The sequence below is a fragment of the Streptomyces sp. NPDC002144 genome (genome assembly GCF_053593695.1).
Genome location: NZ_JBSFDB010000006.1, coordinates 98752 through 120438 on the forward strand (window position 1 = coordinate 98752; position 21687 = coordinate 120438).

20 protein-coding genes are annotated in these 21687 nt (G+C 72.1%); 9 read left to right on the forward strand and 11 right to left on the reverse strand.

Going from position 1 to position 21687, the window contains the following annotated elements; all coding sequences use genetic code 11:
* The first annotated feature begins 219 nt into the window (after positions 1–219).
* On the forward strand, positions 220–3138 hold the full coding sequence (locus ACWCQ1_RS11100; protein ID WP_451026304.1) for a glycoside hydrolase family 48 protein: 2919 nt from the start codon (positions 220–222) through the stop codon (positions 3136–3138).
* A gap of 211 nt (positions 3139–3349) precedes the next feature.
* Here ACWCQ1_RS11100 and ACWCQ1_RS11105 read toward each other — a convergent pair whose 3' ends face one another.
* Complete coding sequence (locus ACWCQ1_RS11105) at positions 3350–4285, reverse strand: helix-turn-helix transcriptional regulator (RefSeq protein WP_358596258.1); 936 nt, start codon at positions 4283–4285, stop codon at positions 3350–3352.
* A 39-nt stretch (positions 4286–4324) separates the two neighbouring features.
* On the opposite strand from ACWCQ1_RS11105, the gene ACWCQ1_RS11110 reads away from it, so the two are divergent.
* A complete protein-coding gene (locus ACWCQ1_RS11110) occupies positions 4325–4804 on the forward strand; it encodes a hypothetical protein (RefSeq protein WP_133041885.1) in 480 nt (159 codons plus the stop codon).
* On the forward strand, positions 4801–5274 hold the full coding sequence (locus ACWCQ1_RS11115; RefSeq protein WP_451026305.1) for a hypothetical protein: 474 nt from the start codon (positions 4801–4803) through the stop codon (positions 5272–5274). Before ACWCQ1_RS11110 ends, ACWCQ1_RS11115 begins: the two co-directional genes overlap by 4 nt.
* Here the strand turns inward: ACWCQ1_RS11115 and ACWCQ1_RS11120 are convergent.
* Positions 5246–6001, reverse strand: a complete 756-nt coding sequence (locus tag ACWCQ1_RS11120; RefSeq protein ID WP_451026306.1) for a methyltransferase domain-containing protein — start codon at positions 5999–6001, stop codon at positions 5246–5248. The genes ACWCQ1_RS11115 and ACWCQ1_RS11120 overlap by 29 nt on opposite strands.
* 5 nt (positions 6002–6006) lie before the next feature.
* A complete protein-coding gene (locus ACWCQ1_RS11125; protein ID WP_358596265.1) occupies positions 6007–6312 on the reverse strand; it encodes a 4a-hydroxytetrahydrobiopterin dehydratase in 306 nt (101 codons plus the stop codon).
* 121 nt (positions 6313–6433) lie between these two features.
* Here ACWCQ1_RS11125 and ACWCQ1_RS11130 point away from each other — a divergent pair, with 121 nt between their 5' ends.
* The 4 genes from ACWCQ1_RS11130 (at position 6434) to narJ (ending at position 9669) form a co-directional block, all read left to right on the forward strand.
* Positions 6434–7264, forward strand: a complete 831-nt coding sequence (locus tag ACWCQ1_RS11130) for a helix-turn-helix domain-containing protein (protein ID WP_358596268.1) — start codon at positions 6434–6436, stop codon at positions 7262–7264.
* 86 nt (positions 7265–7350) lie between these two features.
* On the forward strand, positions 7351–8214 hold the full coding sequence (locus ACWCQ1_RS11135) for a helix-turn-helix domain-containing protein (protein ID WP_133041880.1): 864 nt from the start codon (positions 7351–7353) through the stop codon (positions 8212–8214).
* Between the two features lie 52 nt (positions 8215–8266).
* Positions 8267–9079 (forward strand): SAM-dependent methyltransferase, encoded by an 813-nt coding sequence (locus ACWCQ1_RS11140; RefSeq protein WP_358596271.1) that lies wholly within the window; start codon positions 8267–8269, stop codon positions 9077–9079.
* Between the two features lie 98 nt (positions 9080–9177).
* Positions 9178–9669 carry a nitrate reductase molybdenum cofactor assembly chaperone gene (gene narJ / locus ACWCQ1_RS11145; RefSeq protein WP_133041878.1) on the forward strand — a complete coding sequence of 164 codons (492 nt, stop codon included), beginning with the start codon at positions 9178–9180 and terminating at the stop codon, positions 9667–9669.
* Here the strand turns inward: narJ and dnaK are convergent.
* From dnaK to ACWCQ1_RS11175, 6 genes are all read right to left on the reverse strand, one after another.
* Positions 9666–11543, reverse strand: coding sequence for a molecular chaperone DnaK (gene dnaK / locus ACWCQ1_RS11150; protein WP_133041877.1), 1878 nt, complete (start codon positions 11541–11543; stop codon positions 9666–9668). The genes narJ and dnaK overlap by 4 nt on opposite strands.
* 152 nt (positions 11544–11695) lie before the next feature.
* A complete protein-coding gene (locus ACWCQ1_RS11155) occupies positions 11696–12124 on the reverse strand; it encodes an OsmC family protein (protein WP_133041876.1) in 429 nt (142 codons plus the stop codon).
* A gap of 57 nt (positions 12125–12181) precedes the next feature.
* The gene (locus ACWCQ1_RS11160) at positions 12182–13981 is read right to left on the reverse strand and encodes a vWA domain-containing protein (RefSeq protein WP_358596277.1); all 1800 of its coding nucleotides are present in this window, start codon (positions 13979–13981) and stop codon (positions 12182–12184) included.
* Complete coding sequence (locus ACWCQ1_RS11165; protein WP_451026307.1) at positions 13978–15039, reverse strand: ATP-binding protein; 1062 nt, start codon at positions 15037–15039, stop codon at positions 13978–13980. The genes ACWCQ1_RS11160 and ACWCQ1_RS11165 overlap by 4 nt, the downstream gene beginning before the upstream one ends.
* 92 nt (positions 15040–15131) lie before the next feature.
* The gene (locus ACWCQ1_RS11170; protein ID WP_451026404.1) at positions 15132–17138 is read right to left on the reverse strand and encodes an alkaline phosphatase family protein; all 2007 of its coding nucleotides are present in this window, start codon (positions 17136–17138) and stop codon (positions 15132–15134) included.
* Between the two features lie 133 nt (positions 17139–17271).
* Positions 17272–17679 carry a hypothetical protein gene (locus ACWCQ1_RS11175; protein WP_133041872.1) on the reverse strand — a complete coding sequence of 136 codons (408 nt, stop codon included), beginning with the start codon at positions 17677–17679 and terminating at the stop codon, positions 17272–17274.
* A gap of 83 nt (positions 17680–17762) precedes the next feature.
* Here ACWCQ1_RS11175 and ACWCQ1_RS11180 point away from each other — a divergent pair, with 83 nt between their 5' ends.
* Together ACWCQ1_RS11180 and ACWCQ1_RS11185 are read left to right on the forward strand one after the other, a co-directional pair.
* The gene (locus tag ACWCQ1_RS11180; RefSeq protein WP_358596286.1) at positions 17763–18536 is read left to right on the forward strand and encodes an MBL fold metallo-hydrolase; all 774 of its coding nucleotides are present in this window, start codon (positions 17763–17765) and stop codon (positions 18534–18536) included.
* On the forward strand, positions 18533–19159 hold the full coding sequence (locus tag ACWCQ1_RS11185; RefSeq protein ID WP_358596289.1) for a DedA family protein: 627 nt from the start codon (positions 18533–18535) through the stop codon (positions 19157–19159). Before ACWCQ1_RS11180 ends, ACWCQ1_RS11185 begins: the two co-directional genes overlap by 4 nt.
* Before the next feature lie 151 nt (positions 19160–19310).
* Here ACWCQ1_RS11185 and ACWCQ1_RS11190 read toward each other — a convergent pair whose 3' ends face one another.
* Both ACWCQ1_RS11190 and ACWCQ1_RS11195 read right to left on the reverse strand, forming a co-directional pair.
* On the reverse strand, positions 19311–20366 hold the full coding sequence (locus ACWCQ1_RS11190) for an MBL fold metallo-hydrolase (protein ID WP_451026308.1): 1056 nt from the start codon (positions 20364–20366) through the stop codon (positions 19311–19313).
* A complete protein-coding gene (locus ACWCQ1_RS11195; RefSeq protein WP_358596295.1) occupies positions 20363–21610 on the reverse strand; it encodes an aminotransferase class I/II-fold pyridoxal phosphate-dependent enzyme in 1248 nt (415 codons plus the stop codon). Before ACWCQ1_RS11195 ends, ACWCQ1_RS11190 begins: the two co-directional genes overlap by 4 nt.
* Positions 21611–21687: the final 77 nt, after the last annotated feature.

Below are 21687 nucleotides of genomic sequence, written 5' to 3' on the forward strand. Positions count from 1 at the left end.
CTCCCACTGGTGTCCATGAAGCTAGCGCCAAGTGACGGCAAAGGACAGGGGAGGCACTGACTTTCCTGACTTTCCCTCAGCTGAAACGCGTCGAATCTTTTCGACTCTTCAAGCACCTTGACCGCCCCCACCCCCGTCCTCACTATGGGAGCGCTCCCACTGGTTCAAGGCTTGTTGCTCCTCCCCCACTTTCTCCGAGCCGCAAGGAGGAACCAGCACATGCACCCCAGCAGGAGACACAGAGCCGTGCGCCGGTTCTGGACCGCCGTCGTGGCGGCCCTGGCCCTTCCCGTCGCCATGCTCAGCACCGGCACAACCGCCGCACAGGCGGCGGCACTTCAGTGCAGCGTCGACTACAAGACCAACGACTGGGGCTCCGGCTTCACCGCGGACCTGACGATCACCAACCGCGGTTCGGACACCATCGACGGCTGGACGCTGACGTACGCCTACAGCGGCAACCAGAAGCTCGGCAACGGCTGGAGCGGCACCTGGTCGCAGTCCGGCCAGTCGGTCAGTGTGAAGGACGCCGGCTACAACGGGAAGATCGCCGCGGGCGCCGCCGTCTCCACCGGAGCACAGTTCACCTACAGCGGCACCAACACCGCCCCCACGAGCTTCGCGGTCAACGGCACCACCTGTGCCGGCGCCCACCAGCCGCCGGTCACCGTGCTGACCAGCCCCTCGGCCGGCGCGGTCTACACACAGGGCACCGCGGTCCCGCTCGCGGCGACGGCGGCGGCCGCCGACAACGCGACCATCAGCAAGGTCGAGTTCTACGACGACACGACCCTGCTCGGCACCGACACCAGCGCGCCGTTCACCCTGTCCGCCTCCGGATTGTCCGTGGGCAGTCACTCCCTGGTGGCGAAGGCGTACGACAGCCTGGGCGCGTCCGCGGAGTCGACACCGGTCGGCATCACGGTGGCGTCCGGTCCCGCGATCGTCGCCTCCCCCACCCAACTCGGCGTCCAGCAGGGCAAGTCGGGCACCTACGCGGTGAAGCTGTCGACGCAGCCCTCCTCCACCGTGACGGTGACGACGGCCCGCGCGAGCGGCAACTCCGGTCTGTCGGTGACCGGCGGCGCATCGCTGACCTTCACGCCGTCCAACTGGAGCACCGCGCAGAACGTGACCGTCACCGCCGACTCCTCCGGCACCGGCTCGGCGTCCTTCGAGTCGACGGCGACGGGGTTCACCACGGCGGCGGTCACGGTGACCGAGCTGGCGGCCTCCAAGGCGTACGACGCCCGCTTCCTGGACCTCTACGGGAAGATCACGAACCCGGCGAACGGCTACTTCTCGCCGCAGGGCATCCCCTACCACTCGGTGGAGACACTGATCGTCGAGGCCCCCGACCAGGGGCACGAGACCACGTCGGAGGCCTACAGCTACCTTCTGTGGCTGCAGGCGATGTACGGCAAGGTCACCGGTGACTGGTCCAAGTTCAACGGCGCGTGGGCGCTCATGGAGAAGTACATGATCCCCACCCACGCCGACCAGCCCACCAACTCCTTCTACAACGCGTCCAAACCGGCCACCTACGCGCCCGAGCTGGACACCCCGAACGAGTACCCGGCGAAGCTCGACACCTCGGTGTCCGTGGGTTCGGACCCGATCGCGGGCGAGCTGAAGAGCACGTACGGCACGGACGACGTGTACGGCATGCACTGGCTTCAGGACGTCGACAACGTCTACGGCTACGGCGACACCCCCGGCGGCACCTGCGAGGGCGGGCCGACGGCGAGCGGGCCGTCGTACATCAACACCTTCCAGCGCGGCGCGCAGGAGTCGGTGTGGGAGACGGTTCCGCAGCCGACCTGTGACGCCTTCAAGTACGGCGGGCGGAACGGGTACCTGGACCTGTTCACCGGTGACTCGTCCTACGCCAAGCAGTGGAAGTACACGGACGCCCCGGACGCCGACGCGCGCGCCGTGCAGGCCGCGTACTGGGCCGATGTGTGGGCCAAGCAGCAGGGCAAGGGCGCTGACGTCTCCGCGACCGTGGGCAAGGCCGCGAAGATGGGGGACTACCTGCGCTACGCGATGTACGACAAGTACTTCAAGAAGATCGGCAACTGCGTGGGCCCGTCGACGTGTCCGGCCGGCACGGGCAAGGACGCCTCGCACTACCTGCTGTCCTGGTACTACGCGTGGGGCGGCGCGACGGACACCGGCGCGGGCTGGGCCTGGCGGATCGGGTCGAGCCATGTGCACGGCGGCTACCAGAACCCGCTGGCGGCCTACGCGCTCAGCTCCTACGCCGATCTGGAGCCCAAGTCCGCGACCGGTACGGCGGACTGGGCGAAGTCGCTTCAGCGGCAGCTGGAGTTCTACCAGTGGCTGCAGTCGTCCGAGGGCGCCATCGCGGGCGGCGCGACGAACAGCTGGGCGGGCCGGTACGCGACGCCGCCGGCCGGTACCTCGACCTTCTACGGCATGTACTACGACCAGCAGCCCGTCTACCACGACCCGCCGTCCAACCAGTGGTTCGGCTTCCAGGCGTGGTCGATGGAGCGGGTCGCCGAGTACTACCAGCAGACGGGGAACGCGCAGGCCAAGGCGGTCCTCGACAAGTGGGTCAAGTGGGCGCTGTCCAAGACCACGGTCAACCCGGACGGCACCTATCTGATCCCCTCGACACTCCAGTGGTCGGGCCGGCCCGACACCTGGAACGCCTCCAGCCCCGGCTCCAACAGCGGGCTCCACGTCGCCGTCGCCGACTACACCGACGACGTCGGGGTGGCCGCCGCGTACGCCAAGACCCTGACGTACTACGGCGCCAAGTCCGGTGACGCGAACGCCAAGTCGACGGCGAAGGCGCTGCTGGACGGCATGTGGAGCAACTACCGGGACAGCCTGGGTATCGCGGTGCCGGAGACGCGGGCGGACTACAACCGCTTCGCCGACAGCGTGTACGTGCCGAGCGGCTTCAGCGGCACGATGCCGAACGGGGACGCGATCAACTCGTCCTCGACGTTCGCCTCGCTGCGGTCCTTCTACAAGAACGACCCGGCGTGGTCGAAGATCCAGGCGTATCTGGCGGGCGGGGCCGCCCCCGTGTTCACGTACCACCGGTTCTGGGCCCAGGCGGACATCGCCCTGGCCATGGGTTCGTACGCGGAGCTTCTCGAATAGTCCCCGCCGGGCGCTCCGCGGGTTCGGCCGTGCTGTGACTGCGGGTCCGTTGTGGCTGGTCGCGCCCACGCGGCGGAGCCGCACATGTCACAGCCCCGCGCCCCTGAACCCGCGGTACTGCCCGAAGGCTCCGTGTGCGTCGTCCCGTCACCTGACGACGGGACCCCGGCCGGGCGCCCCCCACCCGCACTGGGGGGCGCCCGGCCCTCGGTCAGGTCACGTTGCCGTAGATTCCGGCCAGTTCGGCGATCGTGCGGGCCAGGCGTGTCCGCAGGTCGGAGGGTTCCAGCACCTCGACGTCCGCCCCCAGGCGCAGGAACTCGCCGTGCGCGTGCCCTACGGACTCGATGGGCACCCTGACAACCGTCCGGCCGTCCGCGTCCGTACGGAGGACGACCGCCCTCGGCAGGCTCACCCCCGGCGCCAGCCGGACGACGGCTTCACCCCGGTACAGCCGGTCGTGGAAGTCGCGCTGGTAGGCCGCCCAGTACGCGGCGAGGTCGAAGTCGGCGGGGCGGGTGAACTCCTCGTCGGACGAGGCGAGTTCGAGGATCTGGTCGACCCGGAAGGTACGCGGGCCCGGTCCCGCCACGACATACCAGCGGCCCGCCTTCAGGACCAGTCCGTACGGCTCCAACCGGCGCCGCACATCGGTGGGTTCGGCCCAGCGGCGGTACAGCACGCGCAGCACCCGGCCGTTCCACACCGCCTCGGCGACCGCCGGGAGGCACGGCGTCTCCTCCGCGTCCGCGTACCAGCCGGGGGCGTCGAGGTGGAAGCGCCCGCTGATCCGGTCGGCATGGACGCGCAACTCCGGCGGCAGGGCGGCGCGGACCTTGAGCTGGGCGGCGGCCAGGACGGAGCCGAGGCCCAGCTCGGCGGCCGGCCCTGGGGCGCCGGCGAGGAAGAGGGCCTCGGCCTCCCCGGCGGTGAGGCCGGTCAGCCGGGTGCGGTAGCCCTCGAGCAGGCGATAGCCACCGGCGTGGCCGGCGTCGCCGTACAGGGGGACGCCCGCCGCGCTCAGCGCCTCCACGTCCCGGTAGACGGTGCGGACGGAGACCTCCAGCTCCTCGGCGAGCTGGGCGGCGGTCATCCGGCCCCGGGTCTGGAGCAGCAGGAGGATCGAGACGAGTCGGCCGGCCTTCACTGACACAGGATGTCAGTGAAGCGGGCCTAGCGTCCTGCCATGCCTTTCGAGGAGAAGTTCCTGACCGTGCCGCCGCCCGTCGAGGTGGCCGGCCGGCACATCAAGCGCTATCACGTCACCGCCGACCCGTCCGGCATCGCGCCCGACGTGGAGAAGGCCGCCTACGCGATCCTGCCCGAGCTGCTGCCGGAGCCGGACGGCACGCCGGCGGCCGCGTTCGTCGTCGTTCACCGGGGAAACGACGACGGCGCCTACGTCAACGCCTACAGCTGGGTCTGGGACAACGTCCTGCACTACGCGAACGCGGCGGCCGGCCAGCCGGTCGTCGGGTGCCCGGACCTCGACCCGACGCACTTCGTCAGGCCCGAACTGCCGTGGATCGGCTGCGTCTTCGAGCTGCCGCCGCTCGTGCACGAACGGGACGCCTGGGTGCGGCACATGCTCGTGCCCGACGTCCCGGACCTGGCCGCCTACCTGGCCGACTCCCTGCCCGAGGGAACCACTGGAGACCGCTCATGAGCAGCCCGCACGACTTCGACTTCCTGCACGGCGAGTGGGAGGTCGCCAACCGCCGCCGTACCGACTTCCTCGACCCGGACAGCGGCTGGGAGGAGTTCCCGGCCACCCACTGGTGCCGGCCGCTGTTCGACGGGGCCGCGAACATCGACGAGATCGACATCCCGCACCTGGGGGCGAAGGGGCTGACCCTGCGCCTGTTCGACCAGGAGCGGAAGGAGTGGTCGCTGAGCTGGTCGTCCAGCCGCACCGGCACCCTGTTCCCGCCGGTCGTCGGAGGCTTCGACGGCGAGCGCGGCGAGTTCCACGGCGACGACACCTACGACGGCAAGGACGTGCGGGTGCGTTACGTCTGGGCGGACGTGTCCCCCGTCTCCGCGCACTGGGAGCAGGCCTTCTCCGTCGACGACGGGCGGACCTGGGTGACCAACTGGACCATGGACTTCAGCCGGAGCCGGCCGTCGGCTTCCTGAAGGCACGCAGGGTGAACTCGGGGTCGGGGCGGGGGCGTTCCTGCTCGGGCAGGGCCTTCAGGCCCGCGACGAACCGCTCGGTGAGCGGGTCTCCGGGCGGCAGCGTGGTGAACCAGCCGCGCCGCAGGTCGGCGGCGGTGCGCCGGGGACTGCGGCCCTGGCCCCGGCCCCGGAAACGGGCCTGTCCGGCGGGGCGCAGTCCGTGGGCGGTGGCGTACGACTCCACGAGCGGCGCGGCGTCCGGGGCCGGGCGGCGCGGGCGCGGGGCGAGGACGGCGTCGATGTCGCTGCCGACGTCGTGGGCGGCGGCCTTGTCGACGGTGGTGACGTACACACCGCCCGGCTCGAGGACCCGGACGCACTCGGCGACGACGGCCCGCACGTCCTCGGGCCCGTCGAGGAGGTGCAGCAGCCAGACGCTGGTCACCGCGTCGAAGGTGGCGTCCGGGAACGGCAGGGCACGGCTGTCGGCCAGGACGATCGCGCCGGGCAGCCGGCCGGCCGCCATCCGGGCCATGCCGTACGTCAGGTCCGCGCCCGTCACCCGGGTGGCGGGCCGGGCGGCGGCCAGGCGCCGGGTGACGATCCCGGTGCCGCAGGCCACGTCGAGGAGTCTGCGGGTGCCCGGCGGGACGAGGCCCAGGACGGCGTCGGCGGCGGCCCCGGCCCTCGGTTCGCCGCCGCGGCTGGCGTCGTAGGCGTCGGCTTCCTTGTCGTAGTCCAGCACACCGGTCAGTGTGCCCCGTGTCCCTGTGCGAGCTCCTCGACCCTGCGCGCCAGCTCGAAGTCGAGTGCGGTGACCTTGCCGCCGACGCTGTGCGTGTTCACCGAGAGGGCGACGGTGTTGTAGCCGAGGGTGAGGTCGGAGTGGTGGTCGAGCTCGTCCTGCACCTGGGCGATGTGGATCACCATCGCGGTCGCGGCGAAGTGGGTGCCGAGACGGTAGGAGCGGGTGAGCCGGCCCGCGTCGACCGACCAGCCCGGCAGTTCGGCGAGCCGGTCCTCGATCTCCTCCTGCGACAGCGGTTCGACGGCCATGACCTCGCTCCTTCCCGGTGGTGGGACACGGACTCCCAGCGTGCCACAGCCGCACCACGACGGCCCGTCGCGGTCGCCTGCCCCCCCTACAGACGTACGCTTCTCGACTACGGTCGTATGCATGACCATCGTCGCGACCGGCAAAGCCGCCTCCTCCGCCGTCCCGTCCGACAAGGGCGTGGGCCCGCTGCTGCGGGCCTGGCGGGAGCGGCGGCGGGTGAGTCAGCTGGAGCTGGCCCTGCGCGCCGACTCCTCCGCCCGGCACATCAGCTTCATCGAGACGGGGCGTTCCCGGCCGAGCGAGGAGATGGTGCTGAGGCTGGCCGAGCACCTGGAGGTGCCGGTCCGTGAGCGCAACGCCCTGCTGCTGGCGGCCGGTTACGCCCCGCACTATCCGGAGACCCCGCTGGACTCGCCCGCGCTGGACGCCCTCCGCCAGGGCCTGGAACGGCTGATCCGGTGCTACGAGCCCTACCCCGCGTTCGTGGTCGACTCGGTGTACGACGTCGTCGCGGCGAACCGGGGGATGACGATGTTCCTCGACGGAATCCCGGAGTTCCTGCTCCGGCCCCCGCTGAACGCCATGCGGTTGACCCTGCACCCCGAGGGTCTCGCGCCCCGCATCCGCAACCTCCCCGAGTGGCGCGGGCATCTGCTCGCCCAGATGGAGCGGGAGATCGCCCTGCACCGCTCCGAGCCCCTGCGCAGGCTGTACGAGGAGGTGGCGGCATATCCGGTACCGGACCCGGAACCCGGCCGTGAACCGACCGACCCGGTCCCCTACTTCGCTCTCCCCCTGCAGATCGAGCACGACGGCCGCACCCTGTCCTTCGTCTCGTCCATCTCCACCTTCAACACCCCCATGGACGTCACGGTCGCCGAACTGGCCGTGGAGACGCTCCTGCCGGCCGACCCGGTGACGGTCAAGTACCTCCAGACACAGCTGACTTGATCCCTTGTTGACTCCGAACCTGTGGAACCGAAACCGGAACATGGCACACTGCTGGCGCAGACTTCGGCGCGTAGGGGAGGCGTGGCGTGAGTGAGCGGCGGCCCGCGCCCACCGTGGGCCAGGTGGTGCTCGGCAGGCGGCTGCAGGAGCTGCGGGAGGCCGCCGGGCTCAAGCGTGAGGAGGCTGCCCGCGTCCTGCGGGTGGCCCCGGCGACCGTACGGCGTATGGAGATGGCCGAGGTCGCGCTGAAGATCCCGTACGTTCAGGTGCTGCTGGAGACCTACGGCGTGCCGGACGAGGAGACGACGGCCTTCGTCGAGCTCGCCGAGGAGGCCAACCAGCCGGGTTGGTGGCAGCGGTTCCACGACGTGCTGCCGGAGTGGTTCAGCCTGTACGTCAGCCTGGAGGGCGCCGCCGGGATCATCCGCTCCTACGAGCCGCACTTCGTGCCCGGCCTGCTGCAGACCGAGGACTACGCGCGTGCCGTGATGGAAGCAGGAACGATCGGCCAGACCGGCGCGGAGAACATCGAACGCCATGTGTCCCTGCGGATGACCCGGCAGACGCTCCTCGAACGCCCGGAGCCGCCCCACCTCTGGGTGATCATGGACGAGACGGTGCTGAAGCGCCCGGTCAGCATCCGCGGCGAGGTGATGCGTGAACAGCTGGACAAGCTGCTGGAGTTCGCCGAGCGCGACCGGGTCACCCTGCAGGTCGCGGAGTTCAGGGACGGCCCGCACCCGGGGACGTACGCGCCCTTCTCGCTGTTCCGCTTCGACGAGCCCGAACTCCCCGACATGGTCTTCACCGAGTATCTGACCGGCGCGCTGTACCTGGACTCGCGCACCGAGGTCTCCACGCATCTGGAGGTCCTCGACCACATGGCGGCGCGAGCCGCGTCGGCCCAGCGCACGAAGAAGATCCTGCGGGAGTACCGCGAGACCTTCTGAGCCCCCGCCGCGTCCCGCACGGCACCTTCCGCACACGAGGAGACGACACCGCATGACCGGATCCGACGCCGCGCCGCGGATAGACACCAGCCGCCCGCACCCGGCGCGGGTGTACGACTGGTGGCTGGGCGGCAAGGACAACTACCCGGTGGACGAGGAACTGGCCCGCAGGATCCTCGCCCTGGACAGCACGGCCGTACGCGGGGCCCGGGCCAACAGAAGGTTCATGCACCGGGCCGTCCGCACGGTCGCCGAGGCGGGGATACGCCAGTTCCTGGACATCGGCACGGGCATCCCCACCGAGCCCAACCTGCACCAGGTGGCGCAGGGCGTGGCGGCGGAGTCCAGGGTGGTGTACGCCGACAACGACCCGATCGTGCTGCGGCACGCCCAGGCCCTGCTGCACGGCTCCGCCGAGGGCTCCACGGACTACGTGCACGCGGACGTGCGGGACATCGACACCCTGCTGGCCCGGGCGGCCGAGAGCCTGGACCTCACCCGTCCGGTCGCGCTGTCGCTGGTGGCCCTGACCCACTACCTGGGCGACGAACCCGACGGCGACGACGTCCACGGCCTGGTGGGCAAGTACGTCGCGGCGCTCGCCCCCGGCAGCTATCTGATCCTGTCGCAGGTCACCCCCGACCTGAACCCGGAGGCCATCGCGAAGGCGGCGGCCGCCTTCCAGGGCAGCGGCACCCCCTTCCACCCCCGCCCGATCACCGAGGTGTACCGCTTCTTCGAGGGCCTGGAGCTGCTGGGCCCCGGTGTCATCCCGGTGACGGGGTGGCGCCCGGAGGCCGAGGACGTGGCGGCGCAGGCCGAGGGGGTCGTACCCGTGTACGCGGGGGTCGCCCGCAAGAACTGACCCGTACGGGCGTCCTGAACAGGTGCGTTCCCCTGCCCGCCCCTAGCGTCGAGGGACAGGGCGAGCAAGGGAGCCACGCACCTGCCCAAGGAGGCCCGATGCCCTCGGACGCAGTGCTCTACCAGGCGGCGGCGCTGTGCCTCACCTACCCGGACGAGGACTTCGTCGCCCGGCTGCCGCTGCTGCGGGAAGCCGCCCCGCAGCTGAGGGAGTTCGCCGACCACGCGGCCCGCACGCCACCGCGGGAACTGGCCGCGCACTACGTGCGGGTCTTCGACTCCGGGAACCGCCACAGCCTGTACCTCAGCCGGTGGCAGGACGGCGGCACCCGGCGGCGCGGCACGTCCCCCGGCACTCTCAAGGACGTCTACCGGGCCGCCGGACTGGAGCTCACCGGTGAGGAACCGCCCGACTTCCTGCCCGCGGTGCTGGAGTTCACGGCCCGCACCGGCGACACCGGCCTCCTCACCGGACACCGCGACGGCCTGGAGCGACTCCGTTCCCGGCTCACCGACGTCGGCACCCCGTACGCGTCGGTCCTGCACGCCGTGTGCGCGACGCTGCCGAGCCGCCGCAGGACGGGGCCCTAGGCGGCGCCGCCCTTCGTGTCGCGGTCCTCGTCGACGATCTCCGCGTCCACCACGCCCTCCTCGTCCTGCGGTGAGGTGTGCTGCTCGGTGCCGCCGCCGGGGTCCGTGCCGGACGACGGCTGTTCCGCCTGCGCGTACATCGCCTGGCCCATCTTCTGGCTGACGGACGCCAGTTTCTCGACCCCGGCGCGGAGTTCGGCCGTGTCCGCGTCGCGCTCCAGCAGCTCCTTCAGCTCGGCCGTCGCCTCCTGGACCTCCGTCCTGGTGTCGGCGGGGACGCGGTCCTCGTTGTCGCGGATGAACTTCTCGGTCTGGTAGACGAGTTGCTCCGCCTGGTTGCGGGTCTCGGCGGCCTCGCGGCGCCTGCGGTCCTCCTCGGCGTACTGCTCCGCCTCCCGCATCATGCGGTCGATGTCGTCCTTGGGCAGCGCGGAACCGCCCGTCACCGTCATCTTCTGCTCGCGGCCGGTCGCCAGGTCCTTCGCCGAGACGTGCATGATCCCGTTCGCGTCGATGTCGAAGGCGACCTCGATCTGCGGCACCCCGCGCGGGGCGGGCGGCAGCCCGGTGAGGTCGAAGACGCCCAGCTTCTTGTTGTACGCGGCGATCTCGCGCTCGCCCTGGTAGACCTGGATGCCGACGGACGGCTGGTTGTCGGTGGCCGTCGTGAAGATCTCCGAACGCCGGGTCGGGATCGTCGTGTTGCGTTCGATGAGCTTGGTCATGATGCCGCCCTTGGTCTCGATGCCGAGGGACAGCGGGGTGACGTCGAGGAGGAGGACGTCCTTCACGTCACCGCGGATGACACCGGCCTGCAGGGCCGCGCCGACGGCCACGACCTCGTCCGGGTTGACGCCCTTGTGCGGGTCCTTGCCGGTGAGCTCCTTGACCAGGTCGGTGACGGCCGGCATCCGGGTCGAGCCGCCGACCAGGATGACGTGGTCGATCGCCGACAGCTTCACGTTCGCGTCCTTGACCGCCTGGTGGAAGGGGGTCTTGCAGCGGTCGAGCAGATCGGCGGTGAGCTCCTGGAACTGGGCGCGGGTCATCTTCTCGTCGAGGTGCAGCGGGCCCTCGGCGGAGGCGGTGATGTAGGGCAGGTTGATCGTGGTCTCGGACGAGCTGGACAGCTCGATCTTCGCCTTCTCGGCGCCCTCCCGCAGCCGCTGGAGCGCCATCTTGTCCTTGCCGAGGTCGATGCCGTACTGCCCCTGGAACTTCTTGACCAGGTGCTCCACGATCCGCTGGTCCCAGTCGTCGCCGCCCAGATGCGTGTCGCCGTTGGTGGCCTTGACCTCGATGACCCCGTCGCCGATCTCCAGCAGCGACACGTCGAAGGTGCCGCCGCCGAGGTCGAAGACGAGGACCGTCTGCTCCTCGCCGCGGTCGAGGCCGTAGGCGAGGGCCGCGGCCGTCGGCTCGTTGATGATCCTGAGCACCTTCAGGCCGGCGATCTCCCCGGCCTCCTTGGTCGCCTGCCGCTGCGAGTCGTCGAAGTACGCGGGTACGGTGATCACCGCGTCCGTGACGTCCTCGCCGAGGTAGGACTCGGCGTCCCGCTTGAGCTTCTGCAGCACCCTCGCGGACAGCTCCTGCGCCCGGTACCGCGTCCCGTCGATCGACCCCTGCTCGGGGAAGCGCCAGTGCGCGTCGCCCATGTGCCGCTTCACCGACCGGGCCGTCCGCTCGACGTTCGTCACGGCCTGCCGCTTGGCGACCTCTCCGACCAGTACCTCCCCGTTCTTGGCGAAGGCCACGACCGACGGTGTGGTCCTGGCCCCCTCCGCGTTGGCGACGACGGTGGGTTCGCCGCCCTCCAGCACGGCCACCACCGAGTTCGTGGTCCCGAGATCGATCCCGACCGCACGTGCCATGTCCGTCCCCTTCCGCCAGGGCGCTTCTCAGACTCCAGCACAAAACTTGAGTGCGCTGTTGTCAATGCCGCGAAGGGCCCTGCGGTCCGGGTACCCCGGAAAACCGCGGTGCCGCGCCTCTGTGCGAGACGCGGCACCGGTGTCGCGGGCGTTCAGGAAAGCTTGGCGGACAGGGTGATCGTCGTGCCGGTCAGCGCCTGGCTGACCGGGCAGTTCTTCTTGGCGTCCTCGGCGGCGGCGACGAACGCGTCGTTGTCGATGCCGGGGACCGTGCCCTCGACGGTGAGGTGGATGCCGGTGATGCCCTCACCCGGCTGGAAGCTGACGTCGGCGGAGGTGACGAGCTTGGTGGGCGGAGTGCCGGCGCCGTTCAGGGCGTGCGACAGCGCCATGGAGAAGCAGCTGGAGTGCGCGGCGGCGATCAGCTCCTCGGGGCTGGTCTTGCCGTTCGCGTCCTGGGAGCGCGAGGCCCACGTGACCGGCTGCGCCTCGATGGCACCCGAGGAGTCGAAGTTGACGACCCCGTTGCCCTCGATCAGGCTGCCTTCCCAGACGGTGTGTGCGGAGCGCGTGGTTGCCACGGTGAATCCTTCCGACTTCCTGGTGTTCCTTGCGACCCCATCCGATCACATTCCGGCTCATCGCACCCGGAAGACGGGCCCTCGGGCGGTGAACGGCAGCCGGGCGCCCTGCGGGATCAGATAGGCGTGCTCCCGGCGCACCCGCAGCACGTCGCACCAGCCGTCGGTGATCACGAGGACGGGCGCGGTCGGCGGGAAGTCGTCGGCGCGCAGCAGCAGGTCGATCCCGGGCTGCAGGACCGTGCCGCCCCGGCCGTGGACCCGTACCCGCCCGGCGATCTCGGTGACCGGCAGGAAGCCCGCGTCGTGCGGGGCCGCGTCGCAGAAGACCACACGGGCGGCGGGCACGTCCCGGGCCCCGGCGTACGAGGCGATCGCCCCCAGCGCCTTGCCGAGCAGGGTGCGGTCCATGGACCCGGAGGTGTCCAGCACGACACCGAAGGTGCAGCGGGCGATCTCCTCGGGAGGGTAGTAGCGCCCCGCACGCGGGATGTCCGGCGTCGAGGACTGGCGGCGGGAGGGGCGGGCGTACGACCGCACGGGCTGCGGGCTCGGCACGAACTCGTCGAACCAGCGGGCGAGTTGCGCGTCCCAGGGCAGCGGCGGATGGCTGAGCGCGCGGATCTCCTCGACCAGGCCGCCGGGCAGGAACCCGCGCTCCTGCCGCTGGTGCAGGTCCAGGCCCTGGGCGAGGCCCCGGCGGTAGAACCCGTCCAGGTCGACGTACTCGCCGGGCGGGCCGAGCGGGGCGCCGAGGATGTCGCCGAGGCCCTTGCCGCGCGGGGTGGCCAGCCGGCGCATCCGGCGCAGGTCGCCGGCGAGACGGTCGTAGACCTCCTCGGCGGACAGACCGGTCAGCGCGGGGTCGTACAGCAGTCCCTCCGGCATGGTGCCGATCTGCATCTCCCGCAGCCAGTCGTTGATGACGTAGTCGCAGGCGACGTTGAAGAGGTAGGGGTCGCGGGTGCCGCAGCGGTCGCCGTGGCGCAGGGCGGCGTGCAGCATCTCGTGCGCCAGGATGAACCGCCACTCCTCGTCGTCGAAGGTCCGCAGCGGGTTGATGTAGATCTCGCCGGCCTCCGCGTTCACCGCGGCAACGGAGATGCCGTGGGCGCGGGCGAGTTCGGCGTCGGCGACCAGCCTGATGCCGGCCGCGATGCCGCCGAGCAGGGGGTAGGAGGAGATGAACCAGCTCAGCGCCTTCTGCCACGGCCGCTGCGGGGCGAGTTCGCCGCTGAGCGAGTCGCGGCGGCCGCCGGCCAGGTCCATCGCCGCGGACACGGTCCGGGTCAGGGCGCCGGCGAACGCCAGCTGGTGGTCCGGGGGCCCGCTGTACCATCCGTGCCAGGTCAGCAGCAGCTGGTCGGGCTCGTCGCCCGCCGTGCCGCACCGCTCGTACGCGGCCGGGAGTCCGTCCCGCCGCCAGCGCGCGGCGAGTTGCTCCTCGTCGCCGTCCGGATAGGAGCCGGGGAGTTCCTCGGGAGCGGTGCCGATGGTGAAGTTCAGCAGGAAGCGGTTGACGACGACGCAGCGGGCGGCGAGGTCGAACCGGTCCGGCTGGACGCGCTCGCCCTTCGCCGCGGGGACGTGCCCGAAGCCGAGGTGCAGCACGGCGTGCGCGAGCGCCCAGGCCCAGGCGGCCGGTTCGGCGAGCCGGAAGGGATGGACGTGCAGGTCGGCGTCGGAGTCGACGACCACCAGGCCGTCACGGGGCGCGAGCTTGCACTCCTCGTCCCGGCAGACGTCGAACTCCACCGCCGCGAGCGCCGGGTTGGCCTTCACCAGCCGCAGTCCCTCGGCGAACGCCTCGGCCGCGAGGTCCCGCTTCTTCGGCCCCTTCGCGCGCGGACGGCTCACCGCCGCGCCTCCACCAGCCGCGGCATGTCCCGGGCCGCCTCGATGAGGAACCACGAGGGCAGCACGGGGTTGCCGTCGGCGTCGGAGGCGATGACGGTCTGCGCGACCTCGACGGAGATCTCGGCGAGCTGCACGAGCAGCGACTTGGCGCGGTACGCGGTCTGCCGGCCGTTCGCCGACATGTGCTCCTTGCTGACCGGGAGTTCCTTGATCAGCCGGCCGCGGAAGGACTCGGCGAGGTAGTAGAGCAGGTCGCGGTCCTCGAGGCGGTTCGGCCAGCGGGCGTCGCCCTTGAGGATCGCCTCGATGCCGAACCGGCTGCGCACGATCTTGACGTAACCGCAGAACGCGGTCGCGTGCACCGGCGTCAGCGTGCCGTGCGCCAGCACCTTCAGGGTCTCCTCGTCGACGCCCTGGCCGAAGGAGTGCAGGGCGTCGGAGAGCATGTGCCAGGAGCGGGGCGTGGAGAACGGCTCCTCGGTCTTGGGCGGCTTGGACCACAGGTGGTCGGGGCGGTCGGTGAGGTGGTCCAGGACCCAGGGGTGGATGTCGTTGTTCGCGGCCCAGGTCAGCCAGTCCTTCGCGGACGCCTCCAGATGGACGTGGGTGAGGCGGTTGACGAGGGCGGAGGCGATGGGACGGGCGAGCGCGTTGTCCGTGGCGCGGTTGCCGGCGCCGATGACGATCGAACCCTTGGGGAGCTCGTAGGTGCCGATGCGACGGTCGAGGATGAGCGAGTAGAACGCCTTCTGGACGTCGGGCGTGGCCGCGTTGAGCTCGTCCAGGAACAGGCAGTACGGCTCGTCGCGGGCGATCGCCTCCGGCGGGCAGAACACCGAGCGGCCGTCGCGGATCTGCGGAACGCCGATCAGGTCCTCCGGCGCGAGCTGCGTGCCGAGCAGGCTCACGCACTCCAGTCCGAGCGACTCGGCGAACTTCCGCACCAGGGACGACTTTCCGATGCCGGGCGCGCCCCAGAGGAACACGGGACGGACGGTGGCCAGGCCCAGCAGCAGCTCGGGGACACGGGCGGGAGTGACGGTGACGGCAGCCTGCAAGGGCGGGGTTCCTTAGGGATGTCCGGCGGAATGTCCGGGCGATGTCCGACCTGAACAGTGTGTGCGTACGGCTCCGCCCGCGCAGCTGATTTTCAGGCGACCCGCTCCCGCTCGTCCTCACCCGTCAGCGGCACCTGCGGCCCGTTCAGCTCCCGCAGCCACCGCCGCAGCACCCGGTGGACCTGCTCGGCGCCGACGAGTTCCGAGCCGTCCTCGACCGGTTCGGAGAAGGCGAGCGGGGAGAGCAGGAAGGGCCTGGCCTGGGCGCCGCCGAGGCCGCCGTGGGAGCCGATCTGTTCCTCGAAGGCGAGGACCTCGCCGTCCGCCGGGTCGTGGAAGGAGTTGACCATGATGTCGGCGGTGTGCGGGAAGGAGTGCGTGCGCCGCACGGCGTCCGCCGCTCCGGGCCCGAAGACCTCGAGCGGCCCCGGATCGTCGTCCAGGCGCTCGAGCGGGATCTGGGCGCCGTGGGCGCCGAGCACGAGCCCGCCGTGCTCCTCGCTGCGCACCAGGAGGAATCCGATGCCGGGATGGTTGGCGAGGGTCGTGAGCAGGGCGGGGTGGCGGGCGTCGATCTCCTCCTTGCTCATCCGGTGCGGCACGTCGGGGAAGGAGACCAGGCCGAGGTTGCCGGAGGCCAGCACCAGCGGCTCGGAGTGGCGCGACGGGCGGTACTGCTCGCCGCGCTCCTCGACGGGCCGGCGCAGCGCCGCCCGCACCGCCACCCGCGCCTCGGCGCCGCTGTGGGTGCGCCGCGCCTTGCGCGGCACCGGCAGCCCGCAGCCGGCCCGCACCAGCTCGCCGAGACCGAGGCCGTAGCGGGCGCGGAAGGTCTCGCCGGGGCTCTGCCCGTGGTCCGACAGCACGACGATGCGGTACGGCCGCGGGGCGTGCTCGGCGACGTTTGCGATCAGCGCCAGCGCCCGGTCGAGGCGCTGGAGGACCTTCTCGGCGTCGCGGCTCATCGGCCCGGAGTGGTGCGCGACCTCGTCGTAGGCGACCAGGTCGGCGTAGACGGCGGTGCGGCCGGCGAGCAGGTCGCCCATCACGGCGGCGACCACGACGTCCCGTTCGACGACGGTCGCGAAGGCGCGGACGAGGGGATACAGACCGCCGCGGGAGACGCGGGGCCGCTGCTTGCGCATCCGGGCCCTGGTCGACTCGCCGATCTCGCGGCCGACCTCGGCGACGAAGGACATGACGGTGCGCACGGCGTTGGCCGGGTCGGAGAAGTAGGCGAAGTAGCCGGCCCGGGAGCGGTTCTCCCGGCCGCGGCGGCGGGTGGCTATGGACAGCACGAGGGCCTGTTCGTCGGCGCCGCCGCCGAAGAGGTTGCCGCGGCTCGCGCCGTCGACGGTGAGCAGTCCGCCGTCGCCGGTGAACTCGACGGCTCTTCGCTGGAGTTCGGCCGCGCTGGTCGGACGGTTGCAGACCATGACCTCGCGGCGGTCCTTGTCGTACCAGCGGAACGCGGGCACGTCGTGGTTGGTGCCGTGCAGGATGCCGAGCTGGCTGGCGCCGGTCTGGCTGGACCAGTCGGTGCGCCACGGGGTGAGCCGGTGGGTGCCCTCGAGCCACCGGGCGACGGTGGGCATCAGGCCCTTGCCGACGGCGGCCACGAGGACGTCGTGCCCGACGCCGTCCAGTTGCAGGAAGACGGTCCCCGGGGTGGCCGGACCGGGCTGGCCGGGCACGCGGCGGCGGTCGGCGAGACGGTAGAGGCGACGGCGGTAGGCGTCGTCGTCGCGCACCGCCAGGGCACCGCCGGTGGCGGAGGCGACGGCGGACATCACCGCGGCGACGACCACGGCCGTCTCGGGGGCGGCCTCGGCGCTGGAGGAGGGGTTCAGCCGCAGGGCGACCAGCAGCAGGGAGCCGTTCAGGACGAAGACCAGCAGGCCGAGGACCAGCGCCGGCACGAGCAGCAGGGCGCGCACGAGCAGCGGCCACACCAGGGCCGAGAGCACACCGAAGGCGCCGGCGCCGAAAGCGGCGGTCACGGCGATGTGCGTGGCGCTCTCGCCGTCCGGGGACTGGAGCCGGAAGTCGGGCAGGATGCCGGCGAGCACGAGCATGGTGACCGTGGAGACCGCCCACACCACGACGCTCCGCCCCAGCTGGCTGGCGACCCGCCGCCACCGCACACCACGCACGCCCGGTCCACCTCACGTCCCGGCCCGTCGTCCCCGCGGGCCCGGACCAAGCCTGTCATACGAGCTGCCCGGGGCGGTTCTACCGGCCGTCGTAGCCGGCCGTCGGCATCGACAGCCTGCGGTGCACCCGGGCCTTCATCTGGGCGTCGTAGCGCGGTTCGGCGCTGCCCACCGTCTCCACCCGCACCCCGCGGCGGGCGCACTCGGCGGTGAACTCCTCGACCGACGACAGCGCGCTCTCCAGGACCCGGCGGCTGGGGGCCACGAACAGGTCGACGCCGGGCCGGACCCCGTCCCACAGGACGCAGTGGTCGGCCCGCACCCCCCGGACCAGCAGCTCGCGGGCGATCGTGTACCCGTGTTCCGCCGCCCAGCGCGCGCACATCGCGTGCTGGCTGCGGGAGTCCACCAGGAAGGGATCGGCGTCCAGCTCCTCGAGCGGCGTCAGACTCGCGATCGCCGTCACACGCACGCCTACCGGGCCCATGGCGTCCCCCTCACCTCCGGGTTTCGCCGCCGACCCTACTCCAGCCCGTAGGCTTCGGGGAGTCGCGCGAAGGAGGCAAAGAGGTGCCGGTGGAGATCACCTGGTGGGGTCACGCCACCTGCACGCTCCGGGACTCGGACGTCCGGGTGCTCACCGATCCCCTGTTCGCCCGCCGCCTCGCCCATCTGCGCCGTCGCCGGGGTGCCGTCCCGCCGCCCGGCGCCTGGCAGGCGGACGTGGCCCTGGTCTCCCATCTGCACGCCGATCACCTGCACGTTCCCTCGCTCCAGCGGCTGGCGCCGGGCACGCGCCTGCTGGTGCCCCGGGGTGCGCCCCGGGCCGTCCCGGGTCTGCGCCGGCTCACGCATCTCACGGTGACCGAGGTGGGCGCCGGGGACGTCACACGGGTCGGTGACCTGGTCGTACGGGCCGTTCCCGCGCTGCACGACGGGCGGCGGCTGCCGGTGGGGCCGCACCGCTCCCCCGCTCTCGGGTACGTCGTCGAGGGCGAGGGGCGCACGTACTTCGCCGGTGACACCGGGCTGTTCGACGCCATGGCGAAGGAGGTCGGGCCGGTCGACGTGGCGTTGCTGCCGGTCGGCGGCTGGGGGCCGTACCTCGGGGAGGGGCACCTGGACGCGGGGCGGGCGGCGCGGGCGCTGGCCCGGCTGGGGGCGCGCAGCGCGGTGCCGGTGCACTACGGCACGTACTGGCCGATCGGCATGGACGCCGTGCGCCCCCATGAGTTCCATGCGCCGGGCGAGGAGTTCGTGCGCCTGGCCGCCGAGTACGCGCCGTCCGTGGCGGTGCACCGGCTCGGGCACGGGGAGAGTGTGCGGCTGGAGGTCGCGCGGTGATACAGCTGGCCGTCACCGCGACGACCGTGCCGGCCGAGTCGACCCAGCAGGCGCTCGGATACCCGTCGTTGTTCCTGCTGGTGCTGTTCGGGGCGCTGGTCCCGGTGATTCCGACGGGGGCGCTGGTGAGTACGGCCGCGGTGGTGGCCTTTCACCAGACCTCGCCCTTCTCGATGTTGCTGGTGTTCGTGACGTCGTCGGTGGCGGCGTTCCTCGGGGACGCGGCGCTGTACTGGCTGGGGCGGCGCGGGCTGAAGTCGAAGAACGGCTCGCGGTGGCTGGAGGCGATACGGTCGCGGGCGCCGGAGGAGCGGCTGGCGCAGGCGCAGTCGAAGCTGGCCGAGCACGGGATCGCGGTGCTGGTGCTGTCCCGGCTGGTGCCGGCCGGGCGGATTCCGGTGATGCTGGCCTGTCTGCTGGCGAAGTGGCCGCTGCGCCGGTTCGCGCGCGGCAACCTTCCGGCGTGCCTCGCGTGGGCGGCCACCTACCAGGTGATCGGGATCCTGGGCGGGTCGCTGTTCCCGGAGCCCTGGGAGGGCGTGGTGGCGGCGATCGTACTGACCGTCCTGGTCAGCGCGGCCCCCGCCCTGTGGCGGAGGATCCGCCGCACGACCACCGCCTGAGCGCTCCGCTGCAGGCGCGCCACGATCTGCCGTCCCTCTGCTGCGGCGCCGTCATGGCTGGTCGCGCCCGGCGCGGCGGAGCCGCACATCGACCGCAGCCCCGCGACCCTTCGGGGCGCCGCCGAACCGCAGCGGACTTCATCCCACCTGCTCAGTCCAGCACCCGCGAGCCCCCCACCGGCAGGTCCCACAGGTTCTCCCGGTCCAGGCCCGCCTTCTCCCAGGCGGTGCGCACCCGGGTGAGCGGTTCCATCACCGGCTCCGCCGACAGGACGAACGTGCCCCAGTGCATCGGCGCCATCCGGCGCGCGCCGAGGTCCTGGGCGGCCCGTACCGCCTCCTCCGGGTCGCAGTGGACGTCGCTGAGCCACCAGCGGGGGTCGTACGCGCCGATCGGCAGCAGGGCCAGGTCGATACCGGGGTAGCGGCGGCCGATCCGGTCGAACCAGTGGCCGTAACCCGTGTCTCCGGCGAAGTAGACGCGCCGGCCGTCGCGGTCGGTGAGGACCCAGCCGCCCCAGAGGCTGTGGCAGGTGTCGGTGAGGGTGCGCTTGGACCAGTGGTGGGCGGGGACGAAGTCGAAGCGGGCGCCGTTCAGTTCGGCCGCCTCCCACCAGTCCAGCTCGGTGACGGCCGTGAACCGGCGGCGGTGGAACCAGCGGGCGAGGCCGGCCGGGACGAACACCGGGGTGTCGCGCGGGAGTCGGCGCAGGGTGGGGGCGTCCAGGTGGTCGTAGTGGTTGTGGCTGATGACCACGGCGTCCACGCGAGGGAGGGACTCCCAGGGCACGCCGACCGGGGTGATGCGGGCCGGGGTGCCGAGAATGCGACGGGACCAGACCGGGTCGGTGAGGACGGTCAGACCGCCTATCTGGAGGATCCAACTGGCGTGCCCGGCCCAGGAGACGGCGACCGTGCGGGCGTCGACGCGGGGCAGCGGGGCGGGTTCGAAGGGGAGCCGGGGGATGTCGGCGAGGCCCTCGCGGCCGGGGCGCACGGAGCCCTCGCGGGCGAAGCGGGCCATGGCCTTCAGACCGGGCAGAGGGGCGGTGAGACGGTCGTGGAAGGTCCGCGGCCACACCCGGCGCTCGCTGAGCGGGCGCGGCTCGGCGAGCGGGGGGACCGGGGGCGCGAACTGGGTGGTGGACTGCGGCTCGTCGGCTTCCCGGGTGGTCGTGGTGGTGGTCGACTCGGACTGCTGCGTCATCGAGGAGGCTCCCATCGCCGAGCGTCGTCGCGGAGGTCGTCGAAGACCGACTTCACTTGGTTCAACGCGCGTTGCACGTGTGGCAGTTCCAACGGCGAGGGTGCGGTGAGACATTCCGCGCGCTCCTCGTCGCTCGCGCCCAGCAGCGGGCCGGTGGACAGCCGCACGCGCAGGGCGCCGAGTTCGTCGCCGAAGCGGTGGCCGCCGGGCGCGGGCATGCCGAGGCGGGCGGCGAGGAAGTCCTCCAGTTCCTGTGCGTCGCCGACGCCGTGTCCGGCGAGCGCGGAACGCAGCGGTCCGAGGTCGGCGTAGAGGTGACGGCCGGCCTGCGGCGGGCGGGCCAGGGCGCCCGCGGCGACGACGGCCGCGTGCGCGGCGGCGGCCACACGCGCGTGCAGACGGACGGTGGCGGCCACACGCGCGGTGACCGGCTCGGGCTCGCCCAGCGCGTACACGGCCGGGGCGGCGACCGGGCCGGCGACACGGGCGCCGAGGGCGGTCAGCACGTCGAGCACGCGCGCGTGCAGGCCGTTGCCGGCCTCGCCCGACGGGAAGCGGGCCACGGCGGCCGGCCAGCCGGGCGGCAACAGGGCGCCGGCCAGGTCGGTGACGACGGTGACCCGGTCGGGAAGCATCTCGGCGGGGCTGAGCAGCACGGTGTCGTGCGGGGCGTGCAGGGTGTCGCGCCAGGTCTCGTCGCTGACCAGGTGCAGCCCCTCGCCCGCGGCGGCCTCCAGGCACGCGTGCAGCGCCTCGGGCGGGGCGACGGTGGCGGTGGGGTCGTCGGCGACGGACAGCACCAGCAGCCGCGGGTCACCGCCCTCGTCGCGCACCCGTCGGACGGTCTCCAGCAGCGCGTAAGGGTCCGGGACGCCACCGCTCTCGGCGGGCGTCGCGACATGGAAGACGGGTCTTCCCAACAGACGTGCGTACGGCGCCCACCAGGCCGCGCAGGGCCGGGGCACCAGGACGTCGCCGCCGAGCGCGGCGGTCAGGGCGAGCAGCAGGGCGGGGGCGCCGGGGCCGGCGGCCACGCGGTCGGGGCCGGCGGCGAGTCCGCGGCGCCCCCAGTAGCCGCAGGCGGCCTCGATGAGAGCGGGGCCGCCGCCGACGGGCTCGCTGTCGCCGCGGGCGGCCGACGCGGCGAGAACGGCGGCGAGTTCGGGCAGTACGGGCAGGCCGTCCTCGGGAAGGGGTGGCCCGAAACGGACGGGGCCGTGGCCTTCCGGGTCGGTCCGCGGCATCCCTACCTCCGTTGTGGACTGCTGGGCCGGCGCGGCCCTGGGCTCGGAGTACCCAGCGAGCCGCCCGTCCATGGCGG